This window comes from Rothia sp. P7181 (genome assembly GCF_048513015.1).
In the GTDB taxonomy this organism is placed as follows: Bacteria; Actinomycetota; Actinomycetes; order Actinomycetales; family Micrococcaceae; genus Rothia.
This window is the reverse complement of sequence record NZ_JBLXXZ010000004.1, coordinates 115,748-137,745: the sequence shown is the minus strand read 5'-3', so window position 1 is coordinate 137,745 and position 21,998 is coordinate 115,748. Positions and strand designations below refer to the sequence as shown.

At 48.5% G+C, this 21,998-nt stretch carries 19 protein-coding genes; 11 read left to right on the top strand and 8 right to left on the bottom strand.

The genetic code is table 11. From position 1 onward, the window contains the following. Positions 1 to 70 precede the first annotated feature (70 nt). The 4 genes from ACN08Z_RS03530 to pta all read right to left on the bottom strand — a co-directional run bounded on the left by ACN08Z_RS03530 (position 71) and on the right by pta (position 5,979). A complete protein-coding gene (locus ACN08Z_RS03530; protein WP_419103218.1) occupies positions 71 to 1,030 on the bottom strand; it encodes a bile acid:sodium symporter family protein in 960 nt (319 codons plus the stop codon). A gap of 5 nt (positions 1,031 to 1,035) precedes the next feature. Beyond that, a complete protein-coding gene (locus tag ACN08Z_RS03525) occupies positions 1,036 to 2,418 on the bottom strand; it encodes a M48 family metallopeptidase (RefSeq protein ID WP_419103217.1) in 1,383 nt (460 codons plus the stop codon). 191 nt (positions 2,419 to 2,609) lie between these two features. Beyond that, entirely contained in the window at positions 2,610 to 3,749 is a 1,140-nt protein-coding gene (locus tag ACN08Z_RS03520) for an acetate/propionate family kinase (RefSeq protein ID WP_419103216.1), read from the bottom strand. Positions 3,750 to 3,867: 118 nt separating this feature from the next. Beyond that, positions 3,868 to 5,979 (bottom strand): phosphate acetyltransferase, encoded by a 2,112-nt coding sequence (gene pta / locus ACN08Z_RS03515; protein ID WP_419103215.1) that lies wholly within the window; start codon positions 5,977 to 5,979, stop codon positions 3,868 to 3,870. Between the two features lie 217 nt (positions 5,980 to 6,196). Here pta and ACN08Z_RS03510 point away from each other — a divergent pair, with 217 nt between their 5' ends. Next, positions 6,197 to 6,508 carry a thiamine-binding protein gene (locus ACN08Z_RS03510; protein ID WP_419101174.1) on the top strand — a complete coding sequence of 104 codons (312 nt, stop codon included), beginning with the start codon at positions 6,197 to 6,199 and terminating at the stop codon, positions 6,506 to 6,508. Between the two features lie 333 nt (positions 6,509 to 6,841). Next, on the top strand, positions 6,842 to 7,843 hold the full coding sequence (locus ACN08Z_RS03505; protein WP_419103214.1) for a hypothetical protein: 1,002 nt from the start codon (positions 6,842 to 6,844) through the stop codon (positions 7,841 to 7,843). Positions 7,844 to 7,886: 43 nt separating this feature from the next. Here ACN08Z_RS03505 and ACN08Z_RS03500 read toward each other — a convergent pair whose 3' ends face one another. Next, positions 7,887 to 8,465 carry a GNAT family N-acetyltransferase gene (locus ACN08Z_RS03500; RefSeq protein WP_419103213.1) on the bottom strand — a complete coding sequence of 193 codons (579 nt, stop codon included), beginning with the start codon at positions 8,463 to 8,465 and terminating at the stop codon, positions 7,887 to 7,889. A 65-nt stretch (positions 8,466 to 8,530) separates the two neighbouring features. Here ACN08Z_RS03500 and ACN08Z_RS03495 point away from each other — a divergent pair, with 65 nt between their 5' ends. Next, the gene (locus tag ACN08Z_RS03495; RefSeq protein ID WP_419103212.1) at positions 8,531 to 9,412 is read left to right on the top strand and encodes a spermidine synthase; all 882 of its coding nucleotides are present in this window, start codon (positions 8,531 to 8,533) and stop codon (positions 9,410 to 9,412) included. A gap of 87 nt (positions 9,413 to 9,499) precedes the next feature. Here ACN08Z_RS03495 and ACN08Z_RS03490 read toward each other — a convergent pair whose 3' ends face one another. Beyond that, positions 9,500 to 9,754: a hypothetical protein gene (locus ACN08Z_RS03490; RefSeq protein ID WP_419103211.1), complete on the bottom strand. Its 255-nt coding sequence runs from the start codon at positions 9,752 to 9,754 to the stop codon at positions 9,500 to 9,502. A 147-nt stretch (positions 9,755 to 9,901) separates the two neighbouring features. On the opposite strand from ACN08Z_RS03490, the gene ACN08Z_RS03485 reads away from it, so the two are divergent. After that, entirely contained in the window at positions 9,902 to 11,095 is a 1,194-nt protein-coding gene (locus tag ACN08Z_RS03485) for a polysaccharide pyruvyl transferase family protein (RefSeq protein WP_419103210.1), read from the top strand. A 96-nt stretch (positions 11,096 to 11,191) separates the two neighbouring features. Here the strand turns inward: ACN08Z_RS03485 and ACN08Z_RS03480 are convergent, their stop codons facing one another. Beyond that, positions 11,192 to 12,664, bottom strand: coding sequence for an NCS2 family permease (locus ACN08Z_RS03480; protein ID WP_419103209.1), 1,473 nt, complete (start codon positions 12,662 to 12,664; stop codon positions 11,192 to 11,194). Between the two features lie 352 nt (positions 12,665 to 13,016). On the opposite strand from ACN08Z_RS03480, the gene ACN08Z_RS03475 reads away from it, so the two are divergent. The 6 genes from ACN08Z_RS03475 (at position 13,017) to ACN08Z_RS03450 (ending at position 19,265) form a co-directional block, all read left to right on the top strand. Further along, positions 13,017 to 13,355, top strand: coding sequence for a DUF2218 domain-containing protein (locus ACN08Z_RS03475; protein WP_419103208.1), 339 nt, complete (start codon positions 13,017 to 13,019; stop codon positions 13,353 to 13,355). 141 nt (positions 13,356 to 13,496) lie between these two features. Then, positions 13,497 to 14,888 (top strand): hexose-6-phosphate:phosphate antiporter, encoded by a 1,392-nt coding sequence (gene uhpT / locus ACN08Z_RS03470; protein ID WP_419103207.1) that lies wholly within the window; start codon positions 13,497 to 13,499, stop codon positions 14,886 to 14,888. A gap of 206 nt (positions 14,889 to 15,094) precedes the next feature. Beyond that, positions 15,095 to 15,469: a hypothetical protein gene (locus tag ACN08Z_RS03465; protein ID WP_419103206.1), complete on the top strand. Its 375-nt coding sequence runs from the start codon at positions 15,095 to 15,097 to the stop codon at positions 15,467 to 15,469. A 20-nt stretch (positions 15,470 to 15,489) separates the two neighbouring features. Continuing rightward, positions 15,490 to 17,052, top strand: a complete 1,563-nt coding sequence (locus ACN08Z_RS03460) for a hypothetical protein (RefSeq protein WP_419103205.1) — start codon at positions 15,490 to 15,492, stop codon at positions 17,050 to 17,052. Continuing rightward, entirely contained in the window at positions 17,052 to 17,690 is a 639-nt protein-coding gene (locus ACN08Z_RS03455) for an ABC transporter ATP-binding protein (protein ID WP_419103204.1), read from the top strand. The genes ACN08Z_RS03460 and ACN08Z_RS03455 overlap by 1 nt, the downstream gene beginning before the upstream one ends. A 174-nt stretch (positions 17,691 to 17,864) precedes the next feature. After that, a complete protein-coding gene (locus tag ACN08Z_RS03450) occupies positions 17,865 to 19,265 on the top strand; it encodes an FAD-dependent oxidoreductase (protein ID WP_419103203.1) in 1,401 nt (466 codons plus the stop codon). 68 nt (positions 19,266 to 19,333) lie between these two features. Here the strand turns inward: ACN08Z_RS03450 and ACN08Z_RS03445 are convergent, their stop codons facing one another. Next, positions 19,334 to 20,638: a D-arabinono-1,4-lactone oxidase gene (locus ACN08Z_RS03445; RefSeq protein ID WP_419103202.1), complete on the bottom strand. Its 1,305-nt coding sequence runs from the start codon at positions 20,636 to 20,638 to the stop codon at positions 19,334 to 19,336. Between the two features lie 246 nt (positions 20,639 to 20,884). Here ACN08Z_RS03445 and ACN08Z_RS03440 point away from each other — a divergent pair, with 246 nt between their 5' ends. Continuing rightward, the gene (locus ACN08Z_RS03440; protein ID WP_419103201.1) at positions 20,885 to 21,904 is read left to right on the top strand and encodes a universal stress protein; all 1,020 of its coding nucleotides are present in this window, start codon (positions 20,885 to 20,887) and stop codon (positions 21,902 to 21,904) included. Positions 21,905 to 21,998 lie beyond the last annotated feature (94 nt).

Here is a 21,998-nt window from a genome sequence, read left to right as displayed (position 1 = left end):
TCTAGGTTTATAACCACCAGAACTTTCAAGGAATATAATCTATAACCACTGGTCAAGAAGGAGTTATAGATTATATTCCTTTTTTGGCATATTGAGCGGCTTGATGAGCGCACACCATCAACTGCACCTGATGGAAAATCATCAACGGAACAATCAAAACACCCACCTGAGAACTACCAAAAATAACAGCAGCCATCGGAAGACCCGTCGCTAAAGATTTCTTCGTTCCACAGAACTGAATAGCGATAATGTCCTGACGGCTAAACCCAGCACGAGAAGCAACCGCACGTGTTAGCCACAACATGGCGTACACAAAAAGTATTGAAAAAATTACTAGAAGAGATAACTGCCACCAGCTAATACGGCTCCAAACACCGTGAACAATACCCTCAGAAAAAGCCATATAAACCACCATGACAATAGAGAGACGATCCACCTGTTTTGTCACCGGACGGTGCGCAAAATCTGCACTCCAACGACGCATCAGCTGTCCTGCAATAAAGGGTGCAAGTAACTGTATAGCAATGTCCAAAAAGATATTTCCACTAATGGTAATGCCATCAGAGTGCATCAAAAACATGACTAAAAGAGGTGTCGCAAAGACCCCCACAATATTCGAGACAGAGGCAGAAACAATTGCACCAGCAACATTACCGCGAGCAATAGAAGTAAAGGCCACAGAAGATTGCACCGTTGAAGGAACAAGAGTCATATAAAGAATCCCTAAATATAGCTCATGCCCCAGCACCATACCCATCGGGAACAGAAGAACCCCCATGAAAGGGAAAACAATAAAGGTAAAAGCAAGAATCAGCAGATGAAGACGCCAATGCTTTAACCCCTCTAAAGCCTGCTGAGGAGAAAGACGAGAACCATAAAGAAAGAACAATAAAGCAATAGCAATTTTTGTTGCGAACGAAAAACTCTCAGCAAAAGCGCCTGTGGCTGGGGCGATAAAAGCAATCACCGCTGCCAGCACAATCAACATGATGAGCGGGTCAGCGGTGATGCGTGGAATACGAAGAGCCATAGAGGCTATTTTACGATACGGCCCTCATCGTCATTGCCTTCTTCTGCAGATGTAGAAGTATATGACGTTTCTTCACTCTTTGATTCCTGTACATGATTCTCAGCTGGCATCTGAGGGCGCAAATGCGGTGGAACCCATAGCGTGAAGAGGGTGTCAGATATGCGGCGGTCACGCTCGGTAGCTGGCTCCTTCTTCTGCGTCTGAACGATACCCCAATGCTCATTATCAGCACGTTCTGGGTAGATATTCATGAAGTCTGTCGCCTGCAACGGATCTGGCCATAGGCGAGCAGGCTCAGCCGCTGGAACAGCAGAAAGAGGATATGGCGGGTTGGTCTTCGGACGCCAAATAAGTCGTCCTGGTTCAGAACGGTCACGCAAAGCATGGGCACGCCACGTCGTTGGAGGATGAGTCAAGGATAGGTTGCTCATCCACGTAAAGAACCCTTTTTCATAGACTGCGCGGTTTGCTAATTCATCACTATTGACTTCGTTGCACAAGTATTTACCGGCAGAAAGAACACCCATCGTTTGGAGTGCACCTTGAGGTGCAAGACGATACCCAAAATTATCGGCAGTGTATTCTTGTGCGCGTGAGAGCGTCGAGCCTAGAACCGGAATTTGCATAAAAAATGACGTAAAAATCAGTCGGAAATAGCTGACATGTCCGGCGGCAATATGCCCCACCTCGTGCCCAATGATAAAGCGTAGAGCCTCGGGGTTTCTTGCTTTTCCACCTATCTCAAAAAGGTCTGAGTAGATGACAATAAAGCGGCGGTGTCCATGCCCCGAAGCGAAAGCATTAATCTGGCCGTTGCCTAATTGCACATAGGCATCTGGTACACGACGAAGTCCGCTAGCACGCGCCGCATCAACAACCATTTGGTAGGCTTCGGGGAATTGTGTAGGGGTAATACGCACCGCGATAAGCCGAATTTTTGCGTAGGTTAAAGCACGCACAATAAATATGCCTAGAGGGGCATAAATAGCGATGAGAAGAAGCTGTTTAAGCGTAGCCCCCGGCGTCATACCCTCTGCTGCACCAGTAATCACTGACACAAAATTAACGACCAAATAAATAAAACCAGCAATATACACCGCAAAAGTCAATAAATACGCTGCAATCACCCACGGTAGCTCACCCGGATGACGTAAAGAGTTAATGAACTTAAACGGCATCAACGACTGATACTTCAGCAACGATGGTGCCGGCAACGGAGAAATCGGATGCTGACGAGAGTCTTCAGGAATCCAACCTCGTGACACGTCATCAGGTAACGGGTGCTCTGTAATATTTTGAGCACCCAACGGAGGATAATTCTGAGAGGAATGGTTCTCAGATGGCTGACCCGCTGGTGTCATACCGTCGTCATGGGGAGGTTGACTCATTGCTGTTTCTTTCGCTCTCGACAAGGGTGTTCACTGGTTACTATAGTACGCATTAGCGACAAGGAGAACCTCATCCGAAGGACGTAATTAACGTTCAAAATTGTTGCGTATCAAAAACTTTTAAATACTATGCGGGGTGTATCCTCACCACAGTGAGGATACACCCCGCATAGAATCCACAAACACAATAATTATGCCGAAGCTACAATCACTTCGGTTGCTTGAGCAATAGCTAATTCTTCATTCGTAGGAATAACAAGAACAGGAATTGCAGACTCTTCAGTAGAGATAATACGTGGCTCATCACCACGAACAAGGTTTGCCTCAGGGTCAAGAGTGATACCCAAAGCACCGAGACGCTCAATGGTTAGGGCACGGAACTCAGAAGAGTTCTCGCCGATACCAGCGGTAAAGATCAACGCCTGCATACCACCAACAGCTACATGGTAACCACCGATGTATTTTGCAAGACGGTAAGTGGTCATATCCAAGGCGAGCTTTGCGCGCTGATCACCATTTTCCATCGCATTGACAACAGTACGCATATCGTTATCGCCTGCAATAGCAAGCAAACCGGATTCTTTGTTGAGAATCTGATCCATACGCTCAGCAGTAAGTTCTGGGTCGCGCATCATCAAAGATGTGAGAACAGAAGGATCGATGTCACCGCTACGAGTACCCATAACCAAACCTGCAAGAGGAGTGTACCCCATGGACGTATCGAGGCACTTACCGTGAGCAATAGCGGTAGCAGAGGCACCGTTGCCGAGGTGCGCAACAACAGCATTAAACTTTTCACGCTCAATGCCGAGGAATTCTGCTGCAATACCAGTAACGTAGTCGTGGCTTGTACCGTGGAATCCGTAACGGCGCACACCGTATTTCTCGTAGAACTCTTCTGGAACAGCGTAACGGTACACATGCTCTGGCATGGTGGAATGGAACGCATTGTCAAAAACAGCCACCTGTGGAACACCAGGATATGTCTCAGTTGCTGCTTTAATGCCCATAACGTGTGCAGGGTTGTGCAACGGAGCTAGCGGGGATAGCTCATCAATCTTTTGGAGAACCTCATCGTCGATAAGTACTGGTTCAGTAAAGACGTCTCCACCTTGAACAACACGGTGACCAATCGCTTGAATTTCACGACCGTGGAGAGGCTCTTTGAGGTCTTCTGCCATGATGGCAAGAGCTTCTGTGTGGCTTGGAATCTTGGTTCCAATGTTTTCGATGAGTCCTTTAGCGAGAACCTGCTCAGCTTCTGGCAAAGAGGTATCGCGTGCCTGATATTTGACGGAGGAAGAACCGCAGTTCACAACGAGAATGAGCAAAATATTTTCCTTTTCTATAGAGAATCTAAAGGTGTTGTGCAACAGAACATTCTGTTGCACAACACAAACGCTTCAAACAATAAGCCTGCCCCTTTGAACAGAGCCACCGTTATCCGTTTTAGAGAGTTTGAGCCTGAATTGCGGTGATAGCAACGGTGTTGATGATGTCATCAACGGTGCAACCGCGAGAAAGATCATTTACAGGCTTACGTAGTCCTTGAAGTACCGGACCAACAGCAACGGCACCAGAAGTCTGCTGTACAGCCTTATAGGTGTTGTTACCGGTGTTCAGGTCAGGGAATACGAAGACTGTTGCTTGTCCGGCAACTTTAGAGTCTGGCATCTTTGAAGAAGCAATAGACATATTAGAAGCTGCATCGAACTGGATAGGTCCTTCAACCTCAAAGTCGGGCTGCTGAGCTTTGACGATTTCGGTTGCCTCACGTACAACCTCAACATCTGCACCAGAACCGGATGTTCCGGTGGAGTAAGAGAGCATCGCAACCTTAGGCGTCACACCAAATTGGCGGGCAGTTTCTGCTGACGCTGTAGCAATATCAGCAAGCTGCTCTGCATTGGGGTTGGGGTTCACAGCACAGTCACCGAAAACCAAGACGCGGTCTTCCATGAGCATGAGGAATACGGAGGAAACAATTTTTACGCCGGGGCGAGTCTTCACAAACTCCAATGATGGGCGAATAGTGTTTGCGGTGGTGTTAACCGCGCCGGAGACCATACCGTCAACAATACCCTTGTAGACGAGCATAGTGCCAAAGTAGGAAGCATCCTGTTGCATGCGTCCGCGAGCTGCTTCAACTGTCATGCCTTTATGCGCGCGTAGCTGAGCATATTCTTGTGCAAAATCTTCGGTGTATTCATTATCGTTGAGGTCGATAATGCGGATACCGTTCTTATCTTCCCCGGCGAGAGGAAGGTTAATGCCCTCAGCCTGACAAATCTCAGAGATTCTTGCGGGATTACCAATCAGAACGAGGTTGCAGAAGTCACGGCGAGCAATAATCTCAGAGGCACGGAGGATACGTACATCATGGCCTTCAGGTAAGACAATGGTGCGACGGCTTTGGCGTGCTTTTTCAATGAGGTTATGCAAGAAGCGTAGCGGAGTCATGGATGCAGGACGCTCTAACTCGAGGCGTTCAAGCAACTCATCAGGGTCTACAGAGCGGGACCATTCACCGAGTGCTGCAGCAATTTTACGAGGCTGTCCGTTAGAGAGTGAGCCTTCGACACGTGATACTGCTCGTCCTGATTGGAAGGTGTCCATGGTGGTCTCAAAGACAGGGAATGGCGCATTGCTCATCAAGGAGCTAATGACAGTGTCATTCTTAACCTCAGAGAATCCGCCGGTGAGGAGCATACCAGCAGGTGCTGGGAAGGTGGGTGAAAGAGCTGAAGCAAGTGACGCGACAACAACGTCAGTGCGGTCACCTGGGACAATGACGAAGTCTCCGTCAGTGAACTGGTCAAGGAAGTTTGCGACGGTCATTGCCGCAATTTTGACGTCGTGAATATCGCGGTTGAGGTGCTCTTCGTCGATTCCTTCAGCGGATAGTTCCAGTGCCGCCACCATTTCGGAGATTGAAGGTAGGGTAAGCTCAGGGATTTCTGGAAGAACGTAGACGGGGCGTTTTGAAGGACCGCGTTTGACGCTCTTGAGAATTTCCTCGCGTAATTCTGGTTTGCAACGGTTGACCATAATACCCAAAATGTCGACTTTGGCGTTGGTCAATTCGGTGCGTGCAACATCTACGGCGTTGACGATGTCTTGCACAGAGGATTCTCGTGCACCAACTATTGCGATAACGGGTAGCCCAAGATCGCGAGCGAACTGCACGTTGAGGTCGAATTCGACGGTGACTGCGTTGTGAGCCATAAGGTCAGTACCATCGACGATGATGACATCACATTCTGAGGCCATTTCTGCGTAGACAGATACTGCAATAGAGGACATTTCTTCGTGGTTGCCTTGAGCGAGAAGCTCACGGCAACGTTCGAGGGACACTCCTCCGCGGGCTTGTAGGCTGGTAAGCCCAAAGTTTTGCCGCATGAGGTTGAGCATTGGGTCCTGGGCTTCGGTTTGTCCGTTGAAGACAGGGCGGAAGTAGCCGACTCTATCTGCACGTTTGATGAGGGAGTCTGCTAGACCTAAGCTCACCAAGGACTTGCCAGAAAGCGGGTTCATTGCTGAAAGGTAGATACCGGTTGTCATGTCTCGTTTCTACTATCTCTTGTACGTCCCGATGGTGGGGCGGATGTCACGGCACTCTTTTGTGTCGATAGTTCATTTGAATTTTATGCCTTAATAGGCGGGTGGTGGGGTAGATTAGTTCCCTCTGTGGGGTAACTCATGAGAATGTTCTATTTTTATGACGATGCTTTGACACGTGGTATTGAGTGTGTGTGCTGATGTGTCGTAGGGTGAAAATATGTTATTTGCTTTTTCTGTTGCACCCACTGGTGGTGCCTATGAAGATGGTTCTGTTCATACTGCTGTTGCTCAAGCTGTGAAGATTGTGAATGAGTCTGGTTTGCCGAACGAGACGAATGCAATGTTCACCATCATTGAGGGCGAATGGGATGAATGCATGGATGTTATTAAGCGTGCGACGGAGGCGGTTTCTGCTGTTGCTCCTCGAGTGTCTTTGGTGGTTAAAGCTGATATTCGCCCAGGGCACGACAGCGGTGAGATAACCGGTAAGGTGGAGCGCTTGAATAAGGCGTTGTCTCAAGAGAGTTAACTATTTTTGGGTGGCTTTGTTGCCACGTGTGAGCGGTCTATTGTTCTTGACGAACGATAGGCCGCTTTTTTGTGGGTGTGGTATGAGGTGAAAATTTTACTAAAACGACATAAGTGTTTAAATATGCAATATATGTTGTAGATTTTTTATTTTCTATATACAGTAGGAATAGTTTCCCCAAGCTAAACCAATGTTTTAAATGTTTTTTAATTTTATTCTGTATATTTTTTCGCCTATTTGAAGTGTCTTCATAACACACACCGTAGAAGAACACCCCCAGAGTCGGCGCCATCTTCCCCCGTACGCGCAGCCCCACACTAATAGAAGCCCCCTATGAAAAATATTGACTCTTACCTCTCAACACTATTTTCCGAATACCCACCAACCCCAGCGTTTAAACATGCCAAAAAACGACTCCGACTACGCATGAAAAAACGCCTAAAAACACTCATCAAACACGGTAAAACACCCAGTGAAGCACAAAACATCGTCATAGCAGAGCACAACTCCTTAGAAGCTCTAGCCGACGAACTCAACATCGCAGAAGAAATCATCTCTTATAGAACGGGCAAAAGCTTTTACGGAATTGCTCAACCCATGTACTCCCTCGTCACCCAAGAATGCGCCCAAAAATATTCTCAGGCACTCAAAGAAAGCTCCGCCCAAAGAGCAACAGGAACCATTTTCTTTATCCTCGGATTAGCTTTCTTCCTGCTTTGTATCTCAATCTGCGGAGAACACCATACCGTATCAATACCCCTTGCAACGGTAGGGCTTATCCTCTGTATCGTAATAGGCCGCTTCTTGCTCCATCGGGTGAAAAAATACATGAGCCCCTTTAGCATGGTCGAAGAATACGGTTTCATGGCAGATCCAGCCGTCAAACAATGGGTGCACGAACAAGAACAAGAACAGAAAAAACACGCACGCTCCCTCAAAGCTGCAGGTGTACTACTGATTGCAACCTCGCCCATCGGCGTCATCGCTCCTGCTATCTTGACCGATAACCACCGAGTATCCACCGTGGGACTTATCCTATTGCTCTGCATGGTTGCTGCTGGCGTATGGATTATCATCTTTTGCTCCTGGGCAACAAGAGCCGCTGACACTATCTGCGTGCAATCTCAAGACTGGGGAGCCGATCAGACACGCTCTACCCCCTTGTTGCACCTTCTCAGAAAATCATACTGGGGTATCGTCATCATCATTTTCCTACTCTGGGGATTCTCCGGAAACCTCTGGGCAGAAGCATGGATTGTTTTTCCTGTCGCCGCAATCTTATGCTGTGCCCTCGATAGAAACTCTCACCATGACGACAAAAGCAATGGCTTATAACTACCCTATGCTGTGATGGCCACGCATAAAATCATTCGAGGTGTTAAGACGTAAGAGTGATTCCGCGAAACATGCGCCCCACACGCATACTCGGACCATCAGGATTATGCCACGACCCCAAACACGTCAACGAAAACCCCTCATGGCTAAACCCATTCTTCTCGTAGAAGCGTTGCGCTTTCGCGTTACCTTCTACAATATGAAGATACGCCGGCTCCTTTGGATTGAGAACAGCATCAAAAAGTGCCTGACCTAACCCCTGACCATGAGCCTGCTCAAGAGTATATAACTGAACTAGCTCACGAGAACCAGCAGGAACCTGCACAAAATCAAGCTCACTCTCCCACGGTAACGGGCCTAGCCGAGACAATCCAAGGCCTACTGGAGACAAAGAATCTGCAGAAGTATCGTACGCAAGAAAAGCCCGCGACTGAGCAGAAGAAACATTGTCCACAAATTCTTCAACTAGCTCATCACGAGAATCACGCTGACGGTGTATAAAACCCTCGTCCCCATAGCCAGCATAAGTCTGCTCTAAACACTTCAACTGCAAATCAACATACACATCTACATCCTCAACAGTGGCAGGAATAAGCCTATACTGACGGTGAATGACTTCCACGAACATCGCCCTTATCTCATCTGTACATCATGGATAGATACCCTCAACACTGTACCCTTAAACCTGTGGCTAGACGCAGAAGAAAAACAAAGAACACCGCAACAGACCAAAGCGCCCTCGTCGAAGGAAAATACCCCATCTCTACAGGGGTAGCAGAACTCATTGAAGATGACTACACTCCCGGTGGATGGGTCCTTGAAATCAACGGTATGGAATCATCACATATCGTCTTAGACGACCCCAGAGCACTGGACTTTGAATATATGCGATGGATAGCGGCCGCCGTCGAAACCTATGCAGAAAGTACCCTAGACACCGAAAAATTACGTTTAACACACCTCGGCGGAGGGGCGTGCTCTATGGCACGCTACTTTGTGGACGTTTACCCAAAATCACGCAATACGGTGGTAGAACTTGACGCAAAACTTGCAGAATACGTACGCCAGTGGTTCTCACTACCGCAAGCACCACAGCTTAAAATACGAGTAGGCGAAGCACGAGCTGTGACAGAAACATTTACCGCCCAATCGCGTGACATCATCATTCGTGATGTTTTTGCCGGATACATCACCCCCGAACCGCTCACAACACTAGAATTCACGCGCATCGCCTCAGAATCCCTATCTCACAAAGGTCTATACATTATTAACTGTGGTGACTATCCAGAACTCTTAGGAGCAAAAGCAGAAGCTGCCGCTATCGCAGAAGTCTTTGAACATACCTGCATTATCGCTGACCCTGCCATGCTCAAAGGTCGCAGACGAGGCAACATCATTATTGCTGGTGCTCACTCTCCACTGCCATTAGACGGCGAATATCTTGCCACCCAACTGACCAAGAGACTCCTCGGTGGCGCCGTACCAGCACAATATAAAGATGACCGCTGGGTACGAAAATTTGCACAAGGTGCAACCCCTCGCCACGATAAGCCGGTGACGGAAAACTAGTTTTATACGAGGAAGACAGAGGGTGCTCACCAGCTAACTGGTGAGCACCCTCTGTCTGATATGTCGATATAAAACTTTTAGTCAACTTTAAAAAAGCTGATGGGTGTTGTGTCCTTTTGTCCAAGGCATACGAGAATGAAATCTGAAATAGGTAAACGTGTAAACAACTGCAGAAAAAATACCGCAGACAATAAGAATGAAAAATGTTGTTTTGAGGATAGCGGCCATACTCTGTAACTCCATGCCAGAGCGCCCAGTCACCATAATCGCCACAGCGATTGCAACCATAAAAGAAACAATCGCAAGGTTTCGGGGGAGCTTTTCTACTGTTTTTTGAGACATCAAAACCTCCTTGAGATGTAACTAACCTAACATCACACAAGGTTTTTAGTCAACCTACTTAGTATTTTCTTCTGGTGCTAACATCCACTACCATAAGAAACCTTCCGCCTATTTACCGGCACAAACAAAGACGAGTAAGGTAGTACCGTGAAAAAAATTCTGCAACAAATCCCCGGGTTCTCCACACCAAAAAACACTACCGAAGAACACCGCCACGAAAACACCGCCACCACACACCAACCAGAAGAAGCCCCCATCTACCTCATTTCCATGGCAGGCTACCCCAACTACGGAGACGAACTCATCACCCGCAGATGGCTCGAATTCTTTGCAGAACACAAACCCAACACCGAAATCTGGCTCGACGTTCGCGAACCCGGAACAGCCAGCGCCCTCTTCAAAAACATCCACCCCAATCTACACGTTGTCAACACTGTATTCCGCGCCATCTTCGAATACGAACATAACCTCAACCGCCACCCTAGCGAACTCATCAAAACACTCGGCTCACCACGCTTCGACGCAGGACTACTCCAACTACGCCGAGCCGGAACCATACACCTCCTCGGCGGCGGATTCATCAACAGCGTCTGGCCATCCAACGCCCTCATCATCGAAACCATGCAAGCAACAGCCCAAGAAACCGGAGCGCGACTCATCGCCACCGGACAAGGACTCATGCCACGCATCACCGAAAACTTCACCGGATTCTCACACATCAGCGTACGCGACACCCCCAGCTCCTACGCCCTAGGCATTACCCGCGGACTCGACGACGCCTACCTCATCAACCCCAACACCCTCCCCCAAAACACCGCAGAATTCTCACCAGAGAACACACGCCTCTACCTTTGCGTCCAAAACGACGCCGTAGAAGATGGACAACACCAACGAATGCTCAACTTCGTCCGCGCACAAGTCAAAAAACTCGACATACCCCGCGACAACATCCACTACGTCGAAGCAATCCCCGGCGCCGACTACGCCGGATACGAAGCACTACAAGACATTGTTAACCCCCACGGATTTATCTCCTTCCAACAATTCTGGGACGAAGACTTCACTTTCTCACCAGAACAACTCTGGATAACTAGCCGATTCCACCACCACCTCATGGCATCTCTCGCCGGTGCTCGCGGAATCGCACTGAGCGGAAAACCCGACTACTACGACGTTAAACACCAGTCCCTACTCGAGCTAGGAAGCCACTGGAAACTCTCTAACGCAGATTCCCAAGAACTCTACGACTGGGACGACCTCACCGCGCCCGAAGACATGACTCAATACGTACACACTAAATACGCACAAGCACAACAGCTCTATAACGTCACCAACACATAAATATCTTCACCACAAAACGATGAGGGTCGATAGCCTAACCAGCTATCGACCCTCATCGTTTAGAAGAACTAAAAATAGCACCTTCTGTTCAAACGTTTAGTGTAGGAGCCCCTCAACAACACCCATGCTGAAGTAAAGCACAAAAGCACCAGCAACTGCATACATGAGCGGATGGATGTCGCGGGTACGACCCTGAACCAGACGAATAAAGACGTAGCAAATAAATCCGGCACCAATACCATCAGCGATGGAATAGGTGAAAGGCATCATAATAATCGTCAAGAACGCTGGAATGCCAAGACCCCAATCTGTCCAATCAATATGAACAGCCTGACGAACCATCAAGAAACCAACAACAACCAGAGCCGGTGCGACAGCCTCAAATGGAACAATATTAACCAGCGGAGAAATGAAGACCGCAAGTAAGAACATCGCACCAGTAATCAGGTTAGCAAAACCAGTACGAGCACCATCGCCGATACCCGTTGCTGATTCAACATAAATCTGGTGAGAGGAGCTTGAAGCGCCACCGCCGGCAACAGAACCCAAAGCATCAACCAGAAGAACCTGATTGATTCCTTCAATCTTTCCGTCCTTGCCAAGAGTGCCATTCTCAGCAGCAAGACCAACAGAAGTGCCCATCGCATCAAAGAAGACTGCTAACAAGATAGAGAATACAAGCAAGGATGCTGCTGCGCCGCTCAAAGACTGGAACGCACCAAAAAGATCAGCTGAACCGATAAGAGACAAATCAGGCAAGCTGAACCACTGAGTAGGAACACCCGGAACCATCAAAGACCAACCCGTTGGTGAATCAATAGAAGACCCAGAAGGCGCGACTGTTTCAAGGAAAATGGAGAGCGCGGTTGATGCCACTACTGAAATCAGAATAGCTCCACGAACATTACGAATAAATAATGCAATGGTGAGGAACAAACCAAAGAGGAATACGACAGTTGGCCAACCCATAAGATGGCCGCCGACACCAAAGGAGACAGGAACGGTTGTTCCTGCTGCGTCTGGCATGCGGCGCACAATACCGGCATCAACTAAGCCAATAAAAGCGATAAACATGCCGATACCAACAACAATAGCGGTTTTGAGGCTTTGCGGTACCGCGTTAAAAACTGCGGTTCGGAAACCGGTAAGCACCAACAAAAGCATGATGATACCTGCCCAAACAACAAGCCCCATAATCTGGGGCCACGTAAGGTTTGGGGTGGTTGCAATGGTTGATGCGAGCAGGGCGTTAACGCCTAATCCTGCTGCCATTGCAAAGGGCTGACGTGCCCAAACGCCCATCATGATGGTCATGATGCCGGCGATAAGAGAAGTAACAGCTGCTACTTTCTCTGGCCCGAGGACGTTGCCTGCAGAATCTGCTCCAGTACCAATAATGAGGGGATTTAGTACCACGATGTAGCTCATGGCGAAGAAGGTTGCGAAACCACCTCGAATTTCTGTTCCGAAGGTAGAGCCTCGCTCAGTAATTTTGAAGAAACGGTCTAACCCATTAGTAGGGGTGGGCGCCGATGCGGATGCGTGAGCCGCGGTGTTCTCAGAAGACATTCGTTGAATCCGTAGTTACTCTCGTGTGAAGGGGAACAAAAAGCCCCAAAAATGAAGAAAGCGTTAACGATGCGCAAATGCGCAATGTCAACGCTGATAATTACCTGATAATAATACGTCTTGAGGGGCTATTTTGTGGTAAAACCTGCCGTAATTTTCGAGAAAACCTTAATAAAAATACAGTAATGCTTCCAAAGGGCACATGAAGGTTACCTTACTAGCGGATTACTTAGACAACCCCATAGAACTCACAGCAAATACAGGGTTACTTTTGGTGTTGCCAGACTGCTAGTGTAGACGAGAAGAAAACCGTTAGTTCTTGGTCTATAGACATACCCTGAAGGACACCCTCGTGAGCGTATATCCTGCTATTTCAGAGCTGGCATGTTCTGCCCAAGCTGTTGTTGAGACTTCTCGTCCTGCACGATACGCAAAACAGCTGATATCGCATATGTGCCATAAAGTCCCTTGTGAAGAAATAGTTGATGGCCATCGAATCACTTTTAACCGAGAAGGTATTTTTAGTGGCTATGGTGATGTTCTCGTGACAGATATTGCCGGTGAGACGAAACTTGTTTTATGGGCATATGCAGAGGACGAAGAGCGCTTAGAACGCGTTAAGGGTGTTCTTCTTCGACATTTAGAACGTTTTGGTGAGCGTGAGGGGCTGAGTGCTCATTTTAGCGTTTGAGAATATGTTGTAACATATCGTCAGAGATGTGAACAAAAGTTCATTTGACAAGGTGTTTTAATGAAATATCATATTTAATGAATCCTAAATCGTTGAATACTATTCGCCAGAATAGTATTCGTCTCATTTAGGAGGAACACCATGCTGGATTTCTTCGCAATCCGCAAAGCCCCACCGTCTGGCCTATCTACCAGCGAACAACGCAAACTCTGGCTCCGAGAATTCCTTAAAGCCTTCTTCGTTGTGTTCTTGGTGTACATGTCAATGTACCTAATCCGCAACAACTTTAAAGCCGCTCAACCGCTCCTTAAAGAAGAATACGGGCTAAGCACCCTCGAACTGGGCTATATCGGTCTAGCGTTCTCTATCACCTACGGTTTAGGAAAAACCCTTGTTGGGTATTTCGTAGACGGCAGAAATTCTAAACGTATCGTTTCTGCCCTACTCGTCTCTGCCTCCCTCATGGTTCTGCTCATGGGACTATTACTGAGCGCATTCGGCTCTGTAATCGGTATCTTTGTGGTGCTATGGGGACTCAACGGCGTCTTCCAATCTGCTGGTGGGCCCGCCTCATACTCGACTATTTCACGGTGGACACCGCGTGAAAAACGAGGACGTTACCTCGGCTTCTGGAATGCTTCACATAATATTGGCGGCGCTATTGCTGGTGGTCTTGCCCTATGGGGAGCGAACGTCTTCTTCAACGGTCACGTTGTTGGTATGTTCATTTTTCCTGCACTGATTGGTCTCGCTATCGGTATTGCAGGTCTTTTCATTGGCAAAGACGACCCCGAAGAGCTTGGCTGGAACCGTTCAGAAGAAATTTTTGACGAACCCATTGAAGAAGAAAACACCCAATCTGAGTCTTTGACCAAATGGCAGATTTTTACCACCTATGTTCTCAAAAACCCGTGGATTTGGATTCTATGCACTTCAAATATCTTCGTGTACATCGTGCGTATCGGCATTGATAACTGGGCGCCACTATATGTGAGTGAAGAACTGAACTTTAGCACTTCAGACGCTGTGAACACGATTTTCTTCTTTGAGATTGGTGCCCTCGTTGCAAGTATGTCGTGGGGCTACATCTCTGACCTGCTCAAAGGACGCCGTGCACTGGTCTCTGTTGGTTGCCTTTTCCTCATCTTCTTCGCCGTCGGACTCTATAAGAACGCCCATAGCGTGGCAGAAGTTAACATTGCCCTCTTCTGTTTGGGTGCGCTCATCTTTGGTCCACAGTTACTGATTGGTGTTTCCTTGGTGGGCTTTGTCCCTAAACGTGCAGTGAGTGTAGCAAACGGTATGAGCGGTACTTTCGCTTATCTTCTAGGGGACTCGATGGCAAAGGTTGGCTTAGCTGCCATCGCTGACCCTGAGCGTTCTGGACTTACCGTCTTTGGCCATGTGCTACACGGCTGGGACTCTGTGTTCACCGTATTCTATGCTGCTTTGATCATCGGGATTATCCTTCTGGGCATCGTTGCTTATGGTGAAGAACGCAAGATTCGTCGTTTACAAAAAGCTGAGCAATAAACAGGCTTATCTTTGATAAAAAGCGGTGTTGTTGTGATGAGATTTCATCACAACAACACCGCTTTTTGCTATTCGGGGGAAACCTGCCGAGTACACGTTTTATCCTTGCTATTTTTTAGAATACAGAGCGAGTTGAGCACCCTAACACTAAAAAATAAATATTATGAATACGTAATATGCCGTTGTGTCTCCATAGGAATAAGTCGATGACTAGCCGTATTCGTGGAATAATCCTCATTGCTCTTGCCGTAATTGTAGGGTTGATCATGCTCTTAAACCCCCTCACTAACGTTTCAGAATCAGTTCAGCTCTTTTGGGTTTTCCTCACCTATACGTGGTTCGCTCTCGCCGTACTTCTGAGCATCATCTATGTCTTCACAGAGACACTAAAACTCGGACCAAACATTCCCCTAGCCGTCTCCCTGTTGCTTGGCGGAGCTGTCTCTATGCTTACAACGGCTTTAGCCCGCCAGACAGAGAACACCATCTCTATGGTGTTCTCAATTCTCTGGTTGCTTGCCTTTTGCCTCATCGGATTTATCGAGTTCAGGCAACGCTCTCGCACTAATCAGTCATTTTAAATAAGCCCAAGAACATTCCTATGAGCCACAACGCTACGCCTAGAACACAACAACGAGACCGGTGGATTCACCACGTTATACTTCTTATCAAAACTATCAAACTATTAGATGTACGAGCTGTTGCGCCAGAATTTCGTCTCACTCGCAACGCTTATTTCCTCCTTGGCTTAGCTTGCCTGCTCATCAGCGTATTACTGGGGCTATTCCTTACGTTCTTTGTGATTGTTGCCCCCACATTATTTGCCTATATTGGTGAATCGCAGCACCTCGTCCCGTCACTACTTTCTCTCGGTGGAATCTACTGCTTGACTCATCACCTCCTAAAAATATCGAGTCGCACTGCACGCGAAATCAATGCTCCAGCTGATGCCACCATCCTTACGCACGCCGGTTTCACCCGAGGGCAACTATTCACAGCACGGCTCATTCTTCCCCTAATATTCGAAACGCTACTGATGGTCATTGCCTTGTGCTCATACTCCATCATTGCAATCTATAACTGGGAAATACCAGCACATATCATCCTTAAACCGTTACTGATAGGAACCCTGCTTAGCATCTCTGGAGGACTCTTTCGAGGAACTGCACTATGCCTACTAGCAACAGGCAGAACGTCAATGACCACGCTACGAGTACTTCTTTGGTCTTTCTTCTTGTACGGTGCCGGAAGCATCTTTGCAGGGATTCTACTACCTATCATGATGGGAGAAAACAGCTTCCGTGAGACTATACAAAAATGTTTTGCTTTCCTCCTCTCCGAGCAAGGAACAATAACACTCCTCAGCCTGACCCTCATCCTTTTAGGCGTATCAGTAGCAACGTTAATCCGTCTACGACACAAAATCTTCTGGAATAACGCACCCATAGACTCTGCCCCCACCTACACAACATGGCGCATACCATTACCTCAAAATGCGTGGGAACGGCTCATTGCCCTGCCACTGACCATCACCCGAGATACAACAGAGGGAGAATCTGGAGAATTTCTCATCTCTGCCCGCATCACATATCTTTCAGCAGCTTTCTGCACCGGCATGCTGGTCAATAACACCGTGATAGAGCCCTTCTTACCTGCTGAAGCCGCATGGGGCATAGCCATGGGAGCACCCCTACTATCTACCGGTGTAGCACACGGAATCTGCTCGGTAAACGCGTATCGCCCACTACTTCCTCACCTAACAGCATCACTGCTCGGGGAACGCGGCGTAGCAAGCGCAATAGTCTGCTCAACCACCTTAGTATGTGCACCATTGAGCCTATTATCTTTACCACTACTCTTGCTCATATCATCAGTCCCAGCCTCTTCACTCCTGATCGCATGGCTGACTGGAATACTCATCTCGCCGGCACTCACCCTCTGGGCAGACTGCCTGTTCCCCGGTCGTCTACCCTCACAATCTAACGGGCGTATCCGCCAAAACCCCATCGCCTCCACCCTCATCTCTGTTATAGCCGGCATATTTGCGCTCATCGCCTATGCACTCCTTCACCACAATACGCCTCTCTACGTTCTACCCCTCATCAGCATCTGCCTTGCAACACTATTCACCCTGACCGCCCGAATCCCCAGAAAAACACTCTAATGGCTCTATTAACCACCACTCACCTACATTTTGGGTTTACACCCACCCAACCCATACTCGAAGACATCAACCTCAGCCTCGACACCCATCAGGCAATCATTCTCAACGGCCCCAACGGCGCCGGAAAAAGCACCCTCCTAAATCTCATAGCCGGAGCACTACGACCCACTGGCGGAGAAATCACCCTAGCAGGACACCCACCCCACAGCATAGAGGGGCGACGTACCCGCTGGCATATGAGCACAGAACCGGCGCTCTTTAGACTCCTCACCGTCCGCGAACAACTAGAGTTCTACTGTGCCGCCTACGGCACAGACCCCGCCGCAGCACTAGACCTTCTACAAAAACTCGTACTACAAGACATTACCGACCAACTATGCGCACAAATCTCAAGCGGACAAGCACAAAAAGTATGGTTTGTTGCCACCATCGCCGCACACCAAGCACCACTGTTATTGCTCGACGAACCATTCTCCACTATCGACATAGAATCAGTTCCCCTCATGATTGATATCCTCGAAACAGAACGCTTAGCAGGGCGTTCAATCATTCTCATAACCCATACACACCAGCACCTTCTACCCAACACCTGGCTAGAAAAAGACATACGCTCTTTAAACACAAACCACACAGCATAAAAACCTCAGAACACAACAACCCAGCTCACGAAAGTTAAGTAAACCTAAGTTTTTAGAGGTTCAGCACACAAGAGAGTCCACACAGAGGCATCTGATAGGTAAACTAATGCCCAAGTGTGTAAATCATCCAGCCAGCCCCACCACATCAGGGAACTGGCACCGAAAGGAAAAACTGTGTCTGAAACACGCCCCCTGCGCGTTGCCGTCATCGGCTCTGGACCTGCTGGCATCTACGCGGCAGATATCCTCACCAAATCAAAAGAAGTCAAAAACGGTGAACTTGAAGTATCCATCGACATCTTCGACCGCTACCCTGCACCCTTCGGCCTCATCCGCTACGGTGTAGCACCCGACCACCCCCGCATTAAAGGAATTATCACCGCACTACATAAAGTCCTTGACCGCGGTGACATCCGCTTCTTCGGCAACGTAGAATACGGCAAAGACCTCTCCCTCGAAGACCTCCGCGAACACTACGACGCCATCATCTTCGCAACCGGCGCTATCAAAGACGCAAACCTTGACATCCCCGGTGTAGAACTCGACGGCTCCTACGGCGCGTCAGACTTCGTTTCCTGGTACGACGCACACCCCGACTACCCTCGCGAATGGCCACTTAACGCCCGCGAAATCGCAGTACTCGGCAACGGCAACGTAGCGCTAGACGTCGCCCGTGTCCTCTCCAAACACGCAGATGATCTACTCGTCACTGAAATTCCTGACCACGTCTACGAAGGACTAAAATCTTCACCAGTTACCGACGTACACGTCTTCGGACGCCGTGGACCAGCACAGATTAAATTCACCCCGCTAGAACTCCGAGAACTAGCACACTCCCGTGACGTAGACATCGTCCTCTACGAAGAAGACTTCCAATTCGACGAAGCCTCACAAGAAGCGATGGAAACCAACTCTCAAGTTAAAGTCATGATGAAAACCCTCAACAGCTGGCTTGAGAAACAAAAAGAAGAACCACAAACCGCATCCCGCCGACTACACCTACACTTCTTGCAATCTCCAGCAGAAATCCTTGGTGAGGACGGCAAAGTGACCGCCCTCAAGATGGAACGCAACGAACTCGACGGCAACGGTGGTATCAAAGGCACCGGAGAATTCGTTGAATACCCCATGCAAGCGGTTTACCGTGCTATCGGCTACTTCGGTTCAGAACTTCCTGAGGTTGGCTTCGACCCCGTACGCGGTGTCATCACCAACGTTGAAGGCCGCGTCGTCGATAACGAAGGGACACCTGTTCCCGGGTTATACGCAACAGGGTGGATTAAACGAGGCCCCGTCGGACTGATTGGTTCAACTAAATCAGACGCGTTAGAGACCATCACCCACCTACTATCTGACCGTGAGAACCTCTACACTGCTACTGAGCCATGCGCCGAGACCTTCAGCGCATACCTTGACTCTAAAGGCATCGAATACACCACATGGGAAGGCTGGCATAAGCTGGACGAACACGAACGAGCACTTGGTGCTGCCGCACAGGACGCCTCCGGTGAGCCACGCGCTCGCGTGAAGGTGACAGACCGTGAAGAGATGATTCGCATTTCACGTTCACTCTAAGATTTCCAACGTTTGGGCCTACCATGAGAATCCTCATGGTAGGCCCAAACTGTTAAGTTCTTTCAACACTAGGTAAGTAAACGGCGTAGCTGAGCGTTAAGAAATATCCCCTGAGGGTCTAGCTCTTTTCGGAGAGCGCAGAACCACTCAAAACGTGGGTAGAGTCCCTGAAGTTCTTCTGCACTATTGGTGTGATAGTGTCCCCAATGCGCTCGCCCGCCGTGTGCTTTGAAAATTGTCTCTAGCGTATTGAATGCTTGCTGTGGTGGCGTCTTCCAGTATTCACGTGCGCAGATGAAGACGGTGTCTTGTTGGTATGCCGGTGATAGTGCAATGTTATCTGCGGCTGCTGTACGAACCAGAAGCGGGTAGCTGAGGTGTTTGTTGCTGTCATGGTAGGAGGCGCGGATATCTTCCATGATGGTTGCAAGTTGGCTTCTGTTGAAAGCGTATTCCATGGTGTGGTGGCGGACTGTGCGTTTTTGTGTGTAGACCTGTGGTGCTAAATCTGCGTAACGTCTGTTGCCTTTGCCCCAGTTTGAGATGTTGTTGAGGATTGGTTTCGTTGCAGGCTGTTTATACCCGAGATAACTGATGAGGTGAAATGCTCCGTTATTGAGGGTGTTGTCGCCGAGATGTCTTCGGGCTTTGCTTAATACGGCGGAAGGGTTCATGTACCCATCGGTGAGTAACGGTAAGCGGGTAAGTCGTCGAGTTCTAACTTGTGAAGATCCTATGAACCATGTTGTTTCATAATGATCTGCGTTTGATGAACGCTCTGCGAAATGGTGGATGACGTCTTTGTACGCACGTTTTCGTTCTGCTGCGTGGAGTCGAAAGAGCGGTTCGATACGGAACGTCAGCGAGAAGATGATACCGAGGGCCCCTAGCCCGAGTTGTGCTGCGGTGAAGATATCGTTGTTCTTATGCGGGGAGCATGTGAGGACGTCTCCTTGAGCGGTGATAAATGTCAGTTCTTGCAATTGTGTAGCGAAGATACCATAGGTGTTGCCCGTTCCGTGCATGCCTGTGGAGATTGCTTCAGCGAGGGTTTGTTCCCCAGTCCTTCCCATGTTGGTGAAGGTGAATCCGTGTTCTGCTAGGATTTTTGATGCTTCGTTAAGGGTTGTTCCGGCTAGAAACGTAGCTTGTTGTTGCTGCGGGTTGATGTCTGTGAGTCCGCTAAGCTGATTGAGTGAGAGTATGCGGGTTTCAGATTCTGTAATATTTTTGGAGTCGTATCCTGTATCGAACACGGTGATGGTTTGTTGGTGTTCGCTAGCATTTTTAATGGTTTTTTGTATTTCTTGAATATTTCGGGGCGCCATGGTGCGGTGTTCCTGTTTTTGTGTGTTCCAGCGATGTTGACGCATTGTTCCTCCCAATGTGGATAAAGTATCCTTTTCTATTCTCTCATTGATGTTGTTTTGCTTTGGCGTAGGAATAGGGAAACACGGTATTAAACCGCGGGGTAGAGGATTTTATAGATGTGATGGTGGTGAAAGAATGTTTCTCTCTTTATGTTGGAATGCCCGAAACCCTAGCACATGTGATGGTCGGCACCTATGATTAAAGTGAGTTCTTGAAATCAAGGCTCTTGATGAGTAAGGAGAACGATAATGACTGCCCAAGAATCGACTCAGAAAACTTTTGGACATCAGGCGGTTGAATCCCGCGAGAAAAACTATGACGTTACACAATTTTCTGGAGAAATTGTTGTCGGTATTGATGGTTCGGAGCAATCCTATGGCGCTTTGCGTTGGGCAGTGAACGAGGCTCGACGTCGGGGTACTCCAGTGCGTTTGGTGACGGCGTACTCTTTGCCTATTTTTACCGGTACGGGTTTTGAGGCTGGGTATTCGGTTGTTGATGAACAGGCGTTGCGTGAAGGGGTGGCTCAGATACTTGATGAGGCGTATTCCCGTGTTGATACGACGGGTGTTGAGCTACGTGCTACCGTTGAGACAGGTGATGCTACCGCTATTCTTGTTGAGCTATCAAAGCGTGCTGAACTAGTTGTTGTGGGTTCTCGTTCTCACGGAAGCTTTTTAGGGCGACTTTTAGGAACGGTCTCGGTGTCTCTTCCGGCTCATTCTCATTGCCCGTTGGTTGCGGTGCCTGCTTCTTATAGCGAGAATCTTCAATCTACTAGTTTAGATGCTGACGCGAAGAAGCCTGTTGTGGTTGGTTCAGATGGTTCTGCGCAGGCGCGTGTTGCTATGTTGAAAGCCGCCGAAGAGGCTCAGCGTCGTGGGGTAAAGCTGACGTTGGTAAATGCTTTGGCGCCTTATACGGGTGCTCTGAATTGGGTTCCTGCTGCTGTTGATTTTGAAGCGATGTATCGTGAGATTGCGCAATTGCAACGGAAGGCTGCACAGTGGTTGCGTCGTTATTTCCCGCGTTTAGAGATCGAGTTTAAGTTAGTTGATGGTTCTCCTGTGCAGGTGCTTTTAGAAGCTGGTGAGGATGCTGGAATGGTGGTTGTTGGTACTCGTGGCCGTGGCGGTTTGGTGGGGATGATTCTTGGTTCTACATCTCATGGGGTTTTGCACCATGCTAAGCGTCCGGTGATGATTGTTCCTGAGATGGAAGATGAGCGTTTAGAGACTGCACCTTCGGCGGATATTAGCTGGGGTTAGAGTGAGCGTTCTACGTCAACGGTAGTTGAGTTTGACGGTACGTATATGACAGTGGCAGGTCAAGAGAGTTCTTGACCTGCCACTGTTGTATTGA

Coding starts and splice junctions, on each gene's coding strand:
- ACN08Z_RS03530 (WP_419103218.1), bottom strand. CDS start 1,030: ATGGCTCTTCGTATTCCACGCATCACCGCTGACCCGCTCATCATGTTG.
- ACN08Z_RS03525 (WP_419103217.1), bottom strand. CDS start 2,418: ATGAGTCAACCTCCCCATGACGACGGTATGACACCAGCGGGTCAGCCA.
- pta (WP_419103215.1), bottom strand. CDS start 5,979: ATGACAACCGGTATCTACCTTTCAGCAATGAACCCGCTTTCTGGCAAG.
- ACN08Z_RS03510 (WP_419101174.1), top strand. CDS start 6,197: ATGTTATTTGCTTTTTCTGTTGCACCCACTGGTGGTGCCTATGAAGAT.
- ACN08Z_RS03505 (WP_419103214.1), top strand. CDS start 6,842: ATGAAAAATATTGACTCTTACCTCTCAACACTATTTTCCGAATACCCA.
- ACN08Z_RS03490 (WP_419103211.1), bottom strand. CDS start 9,754: ATGTCTCAAAAAACAGTAGAAAAGCTCCCCCGAAACCTTGCGATTGTT.
- ACN08Z_RS03480 (WP_419103209.1), bottom strand. CDS start 12,664: ATGTCTTCTGAGAACACCGCGGCTCACGCATCCGCATCGGCGCCCACC.
- uhpT (WP_419103207.1), top strand. CDS start 13,497: ATGCTGGATTTCTTCGCAATCCGCAAAGCCCCACCGTCTGGCCTATCT.
- ACN08Z_RS03465 (WP_419103206.1), top strand. CDS start 15,095: ATGACTAGCCGTATTCGTGGAATAATCCTCATTGCTCTTGCCGTAATT.
- ACN08Z_RS03460 (WP_419103205.1), top strand. CDS start 15,490: ATGAGCCACAACGCTACGCCTAGAACACAACAACGAGACCGGTGGATT.
- ACN08Z_RS03455 (WP_419103204.1), top strand. CDS start 17,052: ATGGCTCTATTAACCACCACTCACCTACATTTTGGGTTTACACCCACC.
- ACN08Z_RS03445 (WP_419103202.1), bottom strand. CDS start 20,638: ATGCGTCAACATCGCTGGAACACACAAAAACAGGAACACCGCACCATG.
- ACN08Z_RS03440 (WP_419103201.1), top strand. CDS start 20,885: ATGACTGCCCAAGAATCGACTCAGAAAACTTTTGGACATCAGGCGGTT.